Origin of the sequence: Pseudomonas sp. NFR16 (genome assembly GCF_900108875.1) — a bacterium.
Lineage (GTDB): Bacteria > Pseudomonadota > Gammaproteobacteria > Pseudomonadales > Pseudomonadaceae > Aquipseudomonas.
The window spans coordinates 78,622-93,248 of record NZ_FNYJ01000005.1; the positions used below are offsets into that span (position 1 = coordinate 78,622).

Here is a 14,627-nt window from a genome sequence, read left to right on the forward strand (position 1 = left end):
GCTTGCGCACGAAGGCTGCCGCCCAGGCAGCAAAGCCCGTAAGCTTGCCCCACAGCCCAGACCGCCGCCCAACCATGCCTCTTCACGCCGCCGACCTGAAATCCCGCTTCCACGCGCTCGACGCCTTCCTGCTCGCGCACCAAGACCTTTGGCGCCCGAAACCCTTCACCCATCGCCATCTGCCATGGGAAGCGCACCATCCGCAATTGTCGAGCTGGTTACGGCAGCGCTCGCTGGAACAGGCAGAAGCGGCGCACAACCACCCGGAACAACTCGACGCGCCAGAGCCGTTCGCGCAGATCGCCAGACAATCGAAAGCGCTGAGCGAAGTAGAGGCCCTGCCTCGCATCGATCTGGTGAACGTGTCATCGCGCATGAGCGTCGACGTTCCCGGCCGTAAATGGCAGCAGATCGAAGCGTTCGCCAGCAGCCTCAGCTTCAGGAACACACCCACGCACTGGCTCGACTGGTGCGCCGGCAAAGGCCATCTCGGCAGACGCCTTGCTCACGATGGCCAAGCGCTGACCTGCCTTGAGTACGATGCGAAGCTGGTAGACGCCGGCGAGCGGCTCAGCCAGAAGCTGGGCGTACCTGCCCTGCATGTGCATCAGGACGTCATGGCTGCGCAAGCAGCGACTCGGCTGCAATCCGCGCACACGCCCGTTGCGCTTCATGCCTGCGGCGACCTCCACGTGCGCCTCATGCAACTCGCCAGCGACGCCGGCTGCCAAAACATCGCCATCGCCCCCTGCTGCTATAACCGCATCGCCTGCGATCACTATCAGCCGCTTTCTGCAGAGGGCCAGACCTCCGCGCTGCAACTCTCCATCGATGACCTGGGCGTGCCACTCAGCGAAACTGTCACCGCTGGGGCACGCGTCCGACGCCAGCGCGACCACTCAATGGCCCGGCGCCTGGCGTTCGACCTGCTGCAGCGGCAACTGCGCGGCACCGACGAGTACCTGCCCACCCCTTCTCTGCCCATCGCCTGGCTGGATAAACCATTCGCGGACTACTGCCGCGACCTCGCCGCACTCAAACGACTGCCGCCGCCTGCTCACCAGAATTGGGATGCCCTTGAAGCGGCCGGATGGCAGCGACTGGCCGAAGTGCGCAACCTCGAACTGCTGCGCAACCTCTTTCGCCGGCCGTTAGAGCTTTGGTTGATCCTTGACCGCGCGCTTTATCTACAGCAGCGCGATTACCACGTACGCATCGGCACCTTCTGCGAAAGCCAGATCACCCCGCGCAATCTGCTCATCCTCGCCGAGCGAAAATGAAACACTTCAAGCGTCCTGCCCTGTGGATAACTCTGTTGAAGAAATTCCGGTGAACGTACATAAAACGCGCTTTGCAGCCGATTTAACAATTTGTTCACTTTTTATACAGCTGTTAAATTTTCGTAAAAACAGTAGCTTGCGAACGAACCCGCAAAATTTTACAAAATCGGTCCTCAGCGCCCGCCCCACGGGCCCATTGTGAATAACGGTCAGCACGGCATGGCATAAGCAACGCAAAAAAACTGAAATTAAGGCTTTACTCGATCGATCAAATCCCTATAATCAGCGCCCACACGCCGGTATAGCTCAGTTGGTAGAGCAACTGACTTGTAATCAGTAGGTCCCGGGTTCGACTCCTGGTGCCGGCACCATGACTCAGCGAGAAAGGCTCACCGAAAGGTGGGCCTTTTTTGTTTGTGCTCGACGTAACGGGTCACAGTTTTTGATTGACGGTCCCACCCTCATTACCCCGAACACGACACACTCGCCACACGTCCTACCCAACAGATAGGGTGCTGCCAGTAGCTGGCGTGCAAAAGGCGATTTTTTTGCCCGGAGTTGACCACGGCTAGGACGGCGATTAAACCTGCGAAGAATCCCTATGCGAAACCTCGCTGACTCCCCTGTCACTCCTCGCCAAGCTCAAAGCCCAGGGTCTCCAAATCGAAGATGACGGCGAGGCCCTCAAGTACGCGTCTTACGTCGGCCACTTCCGCCCGAAGGGATACAGGTTCCAACTGCAGGACGTCGCGACGAAAAGCTTTCTGCCGGACACGCGCTTTGAGTGTGATCGCGAGATAAGGGCAATCAATGCCAAACTGCCCCCGCCTGTTTCTGCCGCGAAGAAATGGGGTGCCCTTGACGTTACTCCAGGTTCTGAGCCCACATTTCCTTGTAGCATTTCCCCTCGTGACAAACGCAGATGCCACCAACAACTGCCATATGGATGATGGTGCGGTAGACCCAGGGAATGGACTGCACCTGACTGACAGTCAGGCATGCCTCGGTCATCGCATTGCTGCGTTCACCCGACTCAGGATCTCGCGGCACTGGTCTCGTCAGCCAATGCAGCCTCCACCCGCCCACCGGTAACGGTGTTCAGGAGGCCAGATGATGAGATGCCCTTGCTCCCGGACGTAAGGAGCCGCCAGTCCCGCGTTAGAGGACATCCCCACAGGTCGCAGGGGCCTTGATCCCTGATAACACTCAGCATTCTTGGCGGGATGACGTGGGGACAATGGCTAGGTTAGGGGAGTGAAGTTCTGATGAACACATCAATATCTAAACGAAGATACCCAGATACACGTGTTCCCTGAGGATACAGGGACCTTACGGAGGATCAGAATAATCAGAAATTAGGGCAGGGCATCCAATCAGTATAGTGTGTGCGGTTACCCGCCATTCCCTTACAAGCAAATGATTCCTTCCCCTCCCCCCGAAATGAGTCCATCCAGGACTGATAGCGGAATCGGTTTCGGTTAGCCAGTCTAAAATCAGACTGTAAAGCTGACCGGTACACCCTGCAGATAAGAAATCTATATTACTAATACCCTTTTAGCAACTCTTTCTTCTCTAGCGATGAAAGAAAATCAGTGTCTTTCCACGAAACAAACCATGGATACTTACTCAGCCTCAACATAAGATCTGAAGCTTGTGACGGCGTTGGATTTTTTTCGTTAATCTGCTTATACAAGGCCACCGCAAATCTCGATTTAACTTTATCCTCAACAAAGGGACAAGTCATAACATCCAAAAATAGATAAATCTTCTCTGCGCTCGATCTAATATCAGAAAGATCATCAAGCCTTTCCTTTATAGACGCCAACAAAAGTTTTTTTATCGCGGCATAGGAAGGGATGCTCTCAACATAATAAAGCAATACAACAATTTCAAAATATGACAACTGCCTACCAGCCGAGAAATTAACGATTCTCTGCAACGTATCACGCGGCAGCAAATAATTGCCCCCAAGCCCTTTAAGCACAACAAGCAAGTTCAATGCTTCAAGCATAGCGTGATCATTATTACCCTCAGCTATTTTTGCATACTCACTGCTTTCGAAAAAATCTCGACAACAAGTATATATCTTACTTTTTATCGAATTTAATTCACCTGGCAGATGCGCTTCAAAGAAAGAACATGACAGTGTTGAGGCTATAAATATTTTCACCGATCCGACATGACTAGGATTCACCGTGAATAAGTGAAATATTATTTCAATTAGCACATGATAAAACCCGAAAAACTTATGACCAACTTCAGAACTATTGAATGAGCGAGAAATATTTTTCTCCGTTACTTGGGTCAAAACCCTAGTTAGCGCCGACATCAAGTAACCACACATTACACCATAAGATTCTGGATCACCTATACATGCAGATTTCACCTCCCCAATAAAGTCAACTGCTACTCGTCTTCTATTATAAAGCCTATGAGGCACATAAACTCCATCCTCATCTGAATCAGTCTTGGGTAGAAGTCTTTCAATAAGCTTAGCGAGCGCGTACTTTACTGCTTTCAGCGATTTCGTTTTTTCAGTAACAAATGGCCTTGTGGCCTTTACGGTTTTTTCTTTATTTATGTTGAGCTTGTATTTCTTCGCATGAATCTCAACAGCATGATACACATTGCTTGCGACGTGATCACTAATTGCAAATATGAAGACATCATCAACATACCTCCGCACGGTGTAATCACGCCCGACAACTAAACCTTTTGAACTTAGCTCTCCTTGAATATCACTATCGATCTGCTGAAAAATGACTTCAGCAAATACCCTGCAAACCTCTGGACCAATAACAATCCCTGCCGTCTCATTATAATTAGAGGCCTGCATCAGGCGATCAAATACAGCCCCGAAAGAATTTTTGACGGCGGAGTGGTTTTTTGAAAACTCTTTGGTTTTCAAAGCCCAGGTAATAGAGTGAGTGTAAATACTATCAAAAAACTTAGAGATATCGACTGACCAAAAAGATGAGTACTGCCTTTCTAGCTGCAAAAAATCGTAAGACTCAAAAAAACGATATAATCGTGTATAACCAGAATAAGAAAAATAAGATGACAGGTATTTTGTACGCGACTCAGCAGAAGAGACAACCACCTGACTAGACCGATATTTACTTATGTTATCATTCTCACTTTTGGTGTAATACTTGCTGGCGACACCACTTGGATGCCTGATGCTAAACGAGCTTTTAGTACACGAAAATATGACCTGCTCACCGAACGTCTTATAAAATTCAACAAATCTGAATTGCGCGCGAGGATGCAGAAGCGATAGTGTTCTAAATGAGTTCTCATCTTTGCGAATTTTATAACTTAATGGGATCGTATAGTCCGAACTCAAGTCACGACAGAACAAGTGCCCCATAACATCTGGGAAAAGCCCCTCACCTGTCTCATGCTTTTTCAGATGCCAGTAAAAGCCTAGGTTACTAAATATTATAGGTACTTCATATGGACAGGTCTCCGTCAAAACCACCCTTGAAAAATCTTCTTTCTTGACACGCCTAAATCCACCTTTCATTTACGCCAGCACTCCTTTATTTTCTTAAGCACGTCATATTTAAAGGAGTGAAATCGCGCCTTTTCAAACCCGGTCCTAAAGCTAAAACCGGCCAACTCTTTACGCTTACTCAAAGACAGGGCCGCCGAAATTCGCCGAGACAATTTATGTTTACTAGAAAAAAGAATACCCCTTGAGAAGGAGTCCAATTCATCGAGGGCGCAACGCCCTATTGAATTTTTATGGATATAGTTAAAATATATCCCAGTTTTAATATCCACCCCAGTCATAGGATCGACAATATAGAAATTACCAGCCAGAGCTCTAATTCTATTTTTTAACAACAAAAAGTCACTAGGGTATTGATAGCTTGATAGATAGCTTGTGTACGACTGGAGAAGCCTCATTTTTATTTTGGCAACTTTTACATCCGAGATATCGCAAACAACCTTACGCCGCTGAATTCCATTTACAGTCTCGTGGGAAGCTTCGTTAAAGATTTGTACGCCATAGCCCAAGTAATCAAATTTCTTAAGGATTTTACCGCTTCCCTGTGTCAAGCGAGCCACGGGGATGTACTCTCGCTTTCCACCGCCATGAAACTCTAAACCTTGCGGTAAATTATCTTCAACTTTCTTTTCAAAATCCGTTCTAGACGAACTACCCGATGCGACAATTAAAATATCATCAACAAATCTTGCATAGTAAAACACCTCACTCATTGATGATATGGCTAGATCAAATTCTTTCAAATAGAATTCGGAGAGTGTAGCACTTATACTCAAGCCACGAGGCAAACCTGAAACACCACTAGCCGAAAGCGTTTTAAAAAACTGATCCACCAAAACAAGAGTTTGCCAAGAGCACTTCCCATCAAGCATCAAACGCTCGAAAAGTATCTTTAAATCCACATTCTCATAAAACTTCTTAATGTCAAATCTATAAACATCAAACGGCGTACCCTCCTTAAAGAGTGTCATCGCATTTGCAATAATTGTTTGTCTGTCAGACTGCTTTACTCCATAATTTGCCTTTATATTTCTTGAGGCAAGTCGCGCGACCAGCTCTGACCTGAGGGAATTAAATACATAACCGTCATCACCACCAATTCTTATACGATTCAAGCAGCCTAAAAAGGACTGACTACGCGCAATAAGACTTAATGACTTCTTAGCAAGCTCAGCACGTTGCGCTCGATCTTGCAAATGCGGGAGTTTAATAATATCTTGAAAACTTATACACTCAGCAAGATTTTTGGCTGTGTACGGTATTTCTATCATCATGACTGCGACTCACAACCACGACCACAAGTATTCATTAGTTTGACTGAGTCTTGACACCAAGAAACAGCCCCCCAAGCAACGTATCAAAAAGCCACTACCTCGTCCATGGCTATTAGGTCGCATAAGGAGGTCCTAGTATCTGGTCGCTGCATAGCAGATTGAAAATAGCCGAAGGGATAGCTTTCCTCACACCAAGCCAGAAATCTCATTTAAATCAGATAGTTAATAAATTATTCGACTTCTGGTGCCGCACCGTAGAATGCTCCAGAGAAGACTATGAAAACCCTTGAAACCTCTGGTAACCCGCTTTCTGGCGGATATTGGTTTGGAGCGCCGTCGGATTCCGGTGACCGCCAGCGGTCGTAAGGGTTACCACCAACTCGATGTTGGAACGTACCCTAGTGCTTGCACCTCGGCACCGCTCACTGTCCCGGCCTACCGCACGACGAGGCCCCGCGAACGCGAGTACATGCTCTACGACGGCGATAAGCTCTATCTGCTTGTGCAGCTCAACGGCCGCAAAGGCGAACCCTTCCGGTGCTGACCAGAAATACGCGAGCTATTCGATTTCACCGGGGCGTAGGGTGGATAGAGGACGGGGAGCGAGCGCAATCTCGAATGGCGGAGCGCAGCCCCAGTAGTGGTACCGTACCGACTGCTCCTGATTCGATAAGATCGCGCAATGTCCGTATGGTTAAATTAAAAATGGTAAGGCTCAAGCTCGCTCAGCTGTGAAAGCAGTATTAAATGCTCTACCGCCTTGAGCTTTTCCAGATGATCCAGGGTCGCTTCTCCTCCAAGCATCAATGCTGGAACAAAACCATACATTTCGTCGTGGCGGAGAGTTCCAAATTTCTTTCTTGCCCTATCGAACAAGCCTTCTAAATCGTTAGATTTCACATCTCTGCATAACAGAAAGCCCTGTAATGCTCTGTCCATTTCGTCGCTTGTAATTTCAAAATCATGGACTACACAACGGGAAAAGACGCTGGTGATTTTCAGCGAAAATCCTGTTTTTTCACCCCATAGGTAAAGGTCGCCAAAGGCACCACGTGCTATCAGATGATAAGTATCGCGCTTTTCGAATTGCGTCCCCTCAATCCAAGAGGCTACTACACCCTCGTACTCTTGCGGGTTCACTATCCAAAAGATCCCATTGCCATATCCGCACCAGCCGTGCTCAGCCCAGTATTCCAGCAATTGATCAGGCAATTTACCTCGATAAGCCTCGATGCTTGATACTGGCACCTCCCGACGATCAACAGGATCACCAAATTTTTCTAGAAATCGAGCAAATACCTTATCCACTGATGCCTCCTTGTGGGTCAACACTTATGCAATTTCACGTTAAGGAAAGTTGAGCCACGCATCTGCTCGGGCACTTTCTCTGCAGCCACTTTCAGGTTTTGAATTTTTGGCCTCCATTGAGGCCCAATGCTGGAGTTAACTTGCCGATCTCCAAAATCCGCAATGATATCTTTCCCTCCCGCCCTCAAATCAGGATTGTGTAGCCCTGCAAGAGTCGACATCGTTTTTGCAGCTTCTTTGACTGCCGCCTCTTCCGCATCCAACGGGCTCATCTCTTTCTGGAATTGCCTTTGAAATCGATCCTGCAAAGCCTTTTGTAAGTCTATGCGAGCAGCTCTCGCAGCCGTTTGACTACGCTTCACGGGGCTGGCTATATTTCCTAAATACTCCTCAATCGTCAGCCTATTCAGCCCCTCCTTCTGCCCTTTCAATTGCCGCTCGAACTCGCCGATTTTGGAGGCTGGCATTTTATCTGCTTTGAAGCACTCAACCTCATGCAGCGGCATGGCGTTTGACCTACCCTTGACGGGCTCATTGCCTTTTCCTTCTGAGCGGTTCGGAGGTGGCTCCTGGCCCGCTCCCGGCCCTCTATGCGGCGCACTCTTTTGCAGGTCAGGTCTGCCCTTCAATGCATCTTCATGCTCAACCATCCAGTGGCCAATCCTTGCGCCTTTCGGACTGGCTCGCATCTCTAGGGCTAACCTGCCAGCGTTACCTCGCCCACGGGTCAAGTATTCAACAATAGCGCCCAGCAACAAAATGACGACTTCAACGTGGCCTAGCGCAATGTTATGGGCCGCGCTGCCAACCGCCAGGGGATCATCATGGCTGAAGGGAGTTGTACCTTCCTCACCTCGTGCTCCTTCCCATGCAGCTGTAATTCCTGCCAAATAATAACTGCCAATGCGCGGCAATTCCTCGACGAAGAACTCTGCAATTGATTGCAGACCAAGCATCCCTAGTATCCAGCTGCTGACCTGCAACCCCATGGTAGCACCGGCAGCCCCCATGGGAACGGCACCAGCACCTCCCAATAACGCGCCTGCACCGGCACCGATGGCACCTCCGACCAAAGTGGTGCCCGCGACGATCATTGCCATCTGAGTGACGACATCGATCAAGTCTTTGAGGATGATGGAAATGTCCAGATCGGCGAAACGTTGGCGAAGTAAGTCGCTTACTCGCCATTCAGCCTGATGAAACGCAGATCGGACGCTAGCGACGCGACGGAGATTTAGGCTGAGGGACGGGGCAGGTTCGCCCCAATGGTTTCGATACTGAGCTCCACTTTGATAGCCCATCTCATCCATTATCCGATCTTCAATCTGCTGCCACGAGGGCACGGTACGCCATAAAAACACTCAATGTCTCCCTGACAATTTGCCTGCTTAACCGAGAAATAGTCCGCTTTTTTTGATCGAGATCTGAGAAAGGCATGTTCCCGTTACGCCTACCAGCGACTTTTAATCTTGTAGCCATCAATCGGGATGTCTTTTGTACGCTCGTATAACGGAGCAGTACTGAATTCAGCTTTTTCAAAATCTTGTGTATCCCAGCGCTTCGCTTTCACAGCTAAATACAGCATCCCTACTCTTAGGGGTATGTTTCCGCGTCTATCAATCGCGGGCTTGGCGGAGAAAAAATTGAACCCTTCTTCCAAAAAATACCGATAGGGATCGTAATCGTTAAGATCGATAGAAAACTTATCAAAGAACTCGACCATCAACTCATTTGAATCATCACCATCAATACCCAGGTCTCTTGCGATGTCGGTTGCTAAGCTGAAGGTCTCAAATGCCTTGCGTCCAAAACCAACAGCATCTTGAATGCAGATGACAATACTATCCATAATTTTGTAGTCAGAAAAAACATTCATGCTGGAAAACCGGATCTTCGGTGCTCACTATGAAGTTAGATGTGACAATTGTTTTGTAACCTTTCAAGCCTAGCTCCGCCGCGGTATACGATGGAGGTTGCACCAGCAGAATGGCACGTCTAGCCCGCGTCAGCCTTAGGGAGACACTGAGTTCTAAGTTAATGGACGTTGCTATAGTTCGCAGGCGTGCGGATCCATCACAACAATCAACACTTAGCGGAATACTTTGGTTAGATTTCATAGCTCAAGACTGACCGCCGAAAAAGCTATCACCTGAATCAAGCCGCCATTAGCCTCCAGTACTTGATATAAACACCGAACGAAACCAAAGCCAAAAAAATAAAACCACACGCCCCCCAGGTCATGATCAGGATGCGCTTCAGCCCCGCTGGGAAATCTCTAACCTCAGCGAGGTCGACGATACCCCTTTTGTGGGAGTACTCGGGCGTCAACAGCACCATCGTCAGAAAGCCATTACGAATCACTTTTCCAGGCAAGCCTGCTTGAGAGAAAGTATCGATGTTTGCTTTCACAAAACTACTCTTCGGCATCATGCGTTCAGACTTCTCGGTATATGCGTGAACAACGTAGATCAACCATATCGCGATAAGCATCATAGGGATGCCGATGACTCCGCTGATGATGCCCAAAACATCAGGGCTCATTACAACAGTCTCCTATAGGTAGCCTTGGTTGAGGGGACGAACCGTCTCAGCAGAATGACGCGTCTGGTTCGTACCACTCGTTAGCCATGTCTCACTAACACGTAGGAAAGCTCCGTATCGAACGACGTAATTTCCTACCCGCTTACTAATCCACTGCCCCACCCACCTCCCCACCACTCGTCCGATATCCCGCACCACCCCACATCCCCCGGAACCGAACCCTTAGCCCGCAACTCAAGTACATAGCGGCTACGCTGCATGCTGACTGATCTGCCGCACGTCATGGACCGTTCCAGCGCACAAGGCAGTGACGATCCCATTTCCGGTAACGGATGCCTTTTCGACCGTCCCCATTCATGCCTCGACTTCACGGCCAGGATCCGCGTGGGGTGGTGGCTGTCGCTTTGTGTTTCTGGTGTCGGTGAGGGCATGTGTGACGAGACGTCGGTTGCCGCGACGAAGGGGAAGGCTTGATGCGCAGTCGGGCATTCGCCTGTCGGTCGCCCTGAAGAACAATCACTGAAAATAAGGAATTAACATGAGCATTCTCAGCACTATTCTTGAAAAACTCGGGATTGGGTCGGCCAGCGCGACGCCGCAGGCAGCGCCTGAGCCGTCGGCCGTTCCGCCTACCGGAAGCACGGCGTCCTCCACCGGGACACCTGCTGGCGCACCTGCAGCGCCGAGTGCCGATCAGGTCACTGCCAAGCTTGAATCTCTGTCGCAGGCTCATCCGGAGCTCAAACCGCAGAACTCGATCGTGGACTTGTTGAAGGCCTTGGGCCTGGACAGCAGTTTCGAGCATCGCAAGGAATTGGCGAAGGAAGTCGGCATCGATCCTTATGAGGGCTCGGCGGAGCAGAATCTTGAACTGCACAAAGCTGTGCTGCAGAAAGCATCTCAATAACGCGAACCGTCCGGGTCGCGTCATTCACTGTCGCAGCCTGCGAAGCTGCGCCTGACTTCAGGCGCAGCATGCAGGGCTCAATCGTGGCTCTTGTCGAGGGTGCGCAGTTTCTCGGGCAACGCCCACAGTAACAATCCCGCCGCAATCACAGTGCTCACGCCGATGACATACAGGGCAGGCGTGGTGCTGCCTGTGATGTCCTTGATGTGGCCGACCATCACGGGGCTGACGATGCCGCCGAACTGACCCAACGTATTGATGAGCGCGATGCCGCCCGCAGCGCCTGCGCCTGCACCGGCCAGCAGTTTGGGCGGAAGGGTCCAGAAGGCCGGAATCGAGGCGACGATGCCGCCGCCAAGCATGGCGAGTGACAGGACGAGCATGCTGGTGTGCTGGGCGAAGATGCCGGCGCAGAAGAACCCGACAGCGCCGAGCACCACAAGACCACACACGAACTTGCGCCGCTCGCCGCTGGCATCCGACAGACGCCCGATCACGACCATGCTGATCGCGCCGCAGATGTACGGGATTGCCGTGAGCAGGCCGATCATGACCGGACTTTCGACGCCGGCGCTGCGAATCAGCTGTGGTGCCCAGAAGTTGAGGCCGTAGGACGCAACCTGAATGAGGAAGTAAATCAGGCCGAGCATGAGGAAGCCGGGCATCTTCAAAGCGGTCAGCAGCGAGCCGCCGTGCTTGTTCGGCTCGTGCTGGGCGATGCGGCTGGACAGGTAGGTCTTCTCGGCATCGGTCAGCCAGTGAGCGTCGGCCACGCGGTCCTTGAGGATTTTCAAGACTGCGAAGCCGAGCGCGATGCACGGCAGGCCGCCCAGCAGGAACAGCCAGTGCCAGCCACGCATCTGCATCACGCCGTCCATGCCGCCGAGCACCAGACCCGAGATCGGCGCACCCAGCAAGCCGGCGAACGCGGAGGCCAGAAACAGCGTGGACGTGATGCGCCCTCGGTAGGTCTGCGGAAACCACAGCGTCAGATAAAACAGCACGCCCGGAGCGAAACCGGCTTCCATCGCGCCGATGATGAAACGCAGCACATAGAACTGCCATTCGGCGTTGACGAAGACCATCAGCGCGGTGGCCACGCCCCAGGAAATCATGATGCGGGCGATCCAGCGCCGCGCGCCGACCTTGTACAGCATGATGTTGCTCGGCACTTCGAACAGCACGTAACCGATGACGAAGAGGCTCGCACCCAGGCCGTACGCGGTATCGCTCAGGCTGAGGTCGGTCTGCAGCTGGAACTTGGCGAAGCTGATGTTGATGCGGTCGAAGAATGCAAACAGGTAGCAGACCATGATCAACGGCATCAGGCGCCATGCGACTTTGCGGATGAGCGCCTTTTCGGCACTGACAACCTCGGCGAGGCTGCTGTTCGGGTTCAGAACAGAGATAGTCATTGCGGTTACTCCAGCTGGACTTCCCAAAGGGAGCCCTATTGTTTTTGTTGTCTGGACGAATGCACCTTCGAGCGCATTCGTTCTGGATGTGAAGGAGCGCGCGAGCTCGCGATGGCGTCAGGTCTGCCACAGGGATGCGGACAGTTCATCTGCTTTAGCGAGCAGGCTCACGCCTACAGGATTTACGGCGCGCCAGGATTCAGGTGGCCAGGTTCTCCGGTGCCGGATGCAGATCACAGTTGCGGCCCGCCTTGGCGACTTGGCCTGGCATTTCGTGTCCCAGCAGCGCAGGCAAGCCACGCGAGAGCTTGAGCAAGTGCAGCAGGTCGATGCCGGTGTCGATGCCCATCTCTTCGCACAGGTTCACCAGATCCTCCGTGCAGATGTTGCCCGACGCGCCGGGCGCAAAAGGACATCCGCCCAGCCCGCCCAGCGATGCATCGAACCGCCGCGCACCCGCTTCGTAAGCGGCGAGCACATTGCTCAGGCCCAGGCCGCGCGTGTTGTGAAAATGCAACGTGAGCGCAGACGCCGGGAGGCGAGTCAGCACGCGCTGCACCAAGCGGTGCACCTGACGCGGATTCGCCATGCCGGTGGTGTCGGCCAGAGAGATGCCCTGCATGCCCAGTTCCAGGTACGCGTCGACGATCTGCAGCACGCGGTCTTCATCGATCTTGCCTTCGAAGGGGCAGCCGAATGTCGTGGCGATGGAGCCGTTGAGGCTGAGAGAACTGCCCGCCACCAGCGAGACGACATCGGCAAATGCGTCGAGCGATTGTTCGCAGCGCATGCGCATGTTCGCCAGGTTGTGGGTCTGGCTGGCGGACATCACCAGATTCAGCTCATCGGCGCCGGCGTCCATCGCCCGCTGCGCACCGCGCAGGTTGGGGATGAGCGCAACATAGATCACGCCCGGCTGCCGCTTGATGCCGCGAAACACTTCATCACCATCGCGCAATGCGGGAATGGCCTTGGGCGATACAAAAGAGCCGGCTTCGATGCGGCTGAAACCGGCCAGAGAAAGCTGGTCGATGAGGTCGATCTTGTCAGCGGTTTCGACCCACTTCGGTTCGATCTGAAGGCCGTCGCGGGGCGACACTTCCTGAACGATCAGGCGCTCTGAAAAGTCAGTGATCATTGCACCACCCCATCGGTTTTGAGTTGAGCGATATCGGCCGCCGTCAGGCCCAGCGCGCCTAGCACGCTGTCGGTGTGCTGGCCCAATGCGGGGCCTTGCCAGTTCACGGAGCCCGGCGTTTCGGACAGTTTGGGCACGATGCCGGGCATTTTGACCTGAGCGCCGCCGGGCAGCTCGGCGTCGAGAATCATCTCGCGGGCCTGATAATGCGGATCGGCGACGATGTCGGCGACGTTGTAGATCCGGCCGGCGGGGACCTCAGCCTGTTCCAGCGCGCGCAGCACGTCCTCGATCGGCAGGCTTGACGACCAGCCGCTGATCGCCGCGTCGAGCATGTCGCTCTGTGCCGCGCGGCCATCGTTCTGCGCAAACTCGGGCGCGTCAGCCAGATCAGGCCGGCCAATGACCTGCATCAGCCGCTTGAAGATCGGGTCGCTGTTCCCCGCGATCACCACATAGGCGCCATCTGCAGTCGGGTAAGTGTTGGAAGGCGCGATGCCAGGCAACGCTCCGCCGCTGCGCTCACGCACATGGCCGAGCATGTCGTACTCGGGCACCAGACTTTCCATGAGGTTGAACACGCTTTCAACCAGCGAAACGTCGACGATCTGACCATCGCCCTGCCCGGTCTTCACGCGCAGCAGGGACATCAACGCGCCCATGACCGCATGCATGGAAGCCAGCGAGTCACCCAGACTGACGCCAACGCGCGCGGGCGGCGAGCCAGGCGTGCCGGTGGTGTACCGAATGCCGCCCATGGCCTCGCCGATGGCGCCGAAACCCGGACGATCGCGATAAGGGCCGGACTGGCCGTAACCCGATATGCGCACCAGCGTGAGCTTGGGATTGAGGGCGTGCAGCACGTCCCAGCCCAGACCGAGTTTCTCCAGCGCGCCGGGGCGCAGGTTTTCGATCAACACGTCGGCACTTTCAGCCAGGCGTTTGACGATCTCGATGCCTTCAGCGGATTTGAGGTTCAGGGACAGGGATTTCTTGTTGCGCGACTGCAGGTACCACCACAGCGAAGTCCCTTCGTGCAGCTTTCGCCATTTACGAAGAGGGTCGCCCTGCCCCATCGATTCGATCTTGATCACCTCAGCGCCGAATTCGCCCATCAGGCGAGCGGCGAAAGGCGCTGCGATGAGTGTGCCGATTTCAATTACGCGCACACCGTTCAGGGGGCCTGTCATAGCGGATACCTCGAGTGTTTCTTGGAATTTGTACCAAGACTAGAGGACGGCGAATCCGCA

General features: G+C 52.9%; 11 protein-coding genes, 1 tRNA gene and 1 pseudogene. 4 read left to right on the top strand and 9 right to left on the bottom strand.

What is annotated here, in order from left to right:
- Nucleotides 1–74: 74 nt before the first annotated feature.
- Both BMZ10_RS18970 and BMZ10_RS18975 read left to right on the top strand, forming a co-directional pair.
- Nucleotides 75–1,280: a methyltransferase gene (locus BMZ10_RS18970; protein ID WP_093465789.1), complete on the top strand. Its 1,206-nt coding sequence runs from the start codon at nt 75–77 to the stop codon at nt 1,278–1,280.
- Nucleotides 1,281–1,575: 295 nt separating this feature from the next.
- Nucleotides 1,576–1,651: transfer RNA gene (locus tag BMZ10_RS18975), tRNA-Thr, on the top strand.
- A 1,172-nt stretch (nt 1,652–2,823) separates the two neighbouring features.
- Here BMZ10_RS18975 and drt3b read toward each other — a convergent pair.
- A complete protein-coding gene (drt3b, locus tag BMZ10_RS18985) occupies nt 2,824–4,806 on the bottom strand; it encodes an antiviral reverse transcriptase Drt3b (RefSeq protein ID WP_093465795.1) in 1,983 nt (660 codons plus the stop codon).
- Nucleotides 4,803–6,068, bottom strand: coding sequence for an antiviral reverse transcriptase Drt3a (gene drt3a, locus BMZ10_RS18990; RefSeq protein ID WP_093465797.1), 1,266 nt, complete (start codon nt 6,066–6,068; stop codon nt 4,803–4,805). The genes drt3b and drt3a overlap by 4 nt, the downstream gene beginning before the upstream one ends.
- Nucleotides 6,069–6,414: 346 nt before the next feature.
- Between drt3a and BMZ10_RS28365 the strand changes: the two are divergent.
- Nucleotides 6,415–6,594: pseudogene (locus tag BMZ10_RS28365) on the top strand (hypothetical protein); the annotation flags it as partial.
- 173 nt (nt 6,595–6,767) lie between these two features.
- On the opposite strand, the gene BMZ10_RS18995 reads toward BMZ10_RS28365, so the two are convergent.
- The 4 genes from BMZ10_RS18995 to BMZ10_RS19010 form a co-directional block, all read right to left on the bottom strand.
- Nucleotides 6,768–7,376, bottom strand: a complete 609-nt coding sequence (locus tag BMZ10_RS18995) for a GAD-like domain-containing protein (protein ID WP_093465799.1) — start codon at nt 7,374–7,376, stop codon at nt 6,768–6,770.
- A gap of 17 nt (nt 7,377–7,393) precedes the next feature.
- Nucleotides 7,394–8,737 carry a DUF6861 domain-containing protein gene (locus tag BMZ10_RS19000; RefSeq protein ID WP_093465802.1) on the bottom strand — a complete coding sequence of 448 codons (1,344 nt, stop codon included), beginning with the start codon at nt 8,735–8,737 and terminating at the stop codon, nt 7,394–7,396.
- Between the two features lie 89 nt (nt 8,738–8,826).
- Entirely contained in the window at nt 8,827–9,252 is a 426-nt protein-coding gene (locus tag BMZ10_RS19005; protein ID WP_093465804.1) for a DUF1493 family protein, read from the bottom strand.
- Between the two features lie 278 nt (nt 9,253–9,530).
- Nucleotides 9,531–9,917: a hypothetical protein gene (locus BMZ10_RS19010; RefSeq protein WP_093465807.1), complete on the bottom strand. Its 387-nt coding sequence runs from the start codon at nt 9,915–9,917 to the stop codon at nt 9,531–9,533.
- Between the two features lie 538 nt (nt 9,918–10,455).
- Here BMZ10_RS19010 and BMZ10_RS19015 point away from each other — a divergent pair.
- Nucleotides 10,456–10,824, top strand: a complete 369-nt coding sequence (locus BMZ10_RS19015; RefSeq protein WP_093465810.1) for a DUF3597 family protein — start codon at nt 10,456–10,458, stop codon at nt 10,822–10,824.
- A gap of 77 nt (nt 10,825–10,901) precedes the next feature.
- Here the strand turns inward: BMZ10_RS19015 and BMZ10_RS19020 are convergent, their stop codons facing one another.
- The 3 genes from BMZ10_RS19020 to BMZ10_RS19030 form a co-directional block, all read right to left on the bottom strand.
- Nucleotides 10,902–12,239 carry an MFS transporter gene (locus BMZ10_RS19020; protein WP_093465812.1) on the bottom strand — a complete coding sequence of 446 codons (1,338 nt, stop codon included), beginning with the start codon at nt 12,237–12,239 and terminating at the stop codon, nt 10,902–10,904.
- A 199-nt stretch (nt 12,240–12,438) separates the two neighbouring features.
- Nucleotides 12,439–13,377: a hydroxymethylglutaryl-CoA lyase gene (locus BMZ10_RS19025; RefSeq protein WP_093465814.1), complete on the bottom strand. Its 939-nt coding sequence runs from the start codon at nt 13,375–13,377 to the stop codon at nt 12,439–12,441.
- Nucleotides 13,374–14,567 (bottom strand): CaiB/BaiF CoA transferase family protein, encoded by a 1,194-nt coding sequence (locus tag BMZ10_RS19030; protein WP_093465816.1) that lies wholly within the window; start codon nt 14,565–14,567, stop codon nt 13,374–13,376. Before BMZ10_RS19030 ends, BMZ10_RS19025 begins: the two co-directional genes overlap by 4 nt.
- Nucleotides 14,568–14,627 lie beyond the last annotated feature (60 nt).

Bases quoted from the DNA above. Each gene is read 5' to 3' on its own strand.
- BMZ10_RS18970 (WP_093465789.1), top strand. From the start codon at position 75: ATGCCTCTTCACGCCGCCGACCTGAAATCCCGCTTCCACGCGCTCGAC.
- drt3b (WP_093465795.1), bottom strand. From the start codon at position 4,806: ATGAAAGGTGGATTTAGGCGTGTCAAGAAAGAAGATTTTTCAAGGGTG.
- drt3a (WP_093465797.1), bottom strand. From the start codon at position 6,068: ATGATGATAGAAATACCGTACACAGCCAAAAATCTTGCTGAGTGTATA.
- BMZ10_RS19005 (WP_093465804.1), bottom strand. From the start codon at position 9,252: ATGAATGTTTTTTCTGACTACAAAATTATGGATAGTATTGTCATCTGC.
- BMZ10_RS19010 (WP_093465807.1), bottom strand. From the start codon at position 9,917: ATGAGCCCTGATGTTTTGGGCATCATCAGCGGAGTCATCGGCATCCCT.
- BMZ10_RS19015 (WP_093465810.1), top strand. From the start codon at position 10,456: ATGAGCATTCTCAGCACTATTCTTGAAAAACTCGGGATTGGGTCGGCC.
- BMZ10_RS19020 (WP_093465812.1), bottom strand. From the start codon at position 12,239: ATGACTATCTCTGTTCTGAACCCGAACAGCAGCCTCGCCGAGGTTGTC.
- BMZ10_RS19025 (WP_093465814.1), bottom strand. From the start codon at position 13,377: ATGATCACTGACTTTTCAGAGCGCCTGATCGTTCAGGAAGTGTCGCCC.
- BMZ10_RS19030 (WP_093465816.1), bottom strand. From the start codon at position 14,567: ATGACAGGCCCCCTGAACGGTGTGCGCGTAATTGAAATCGGCACACTC.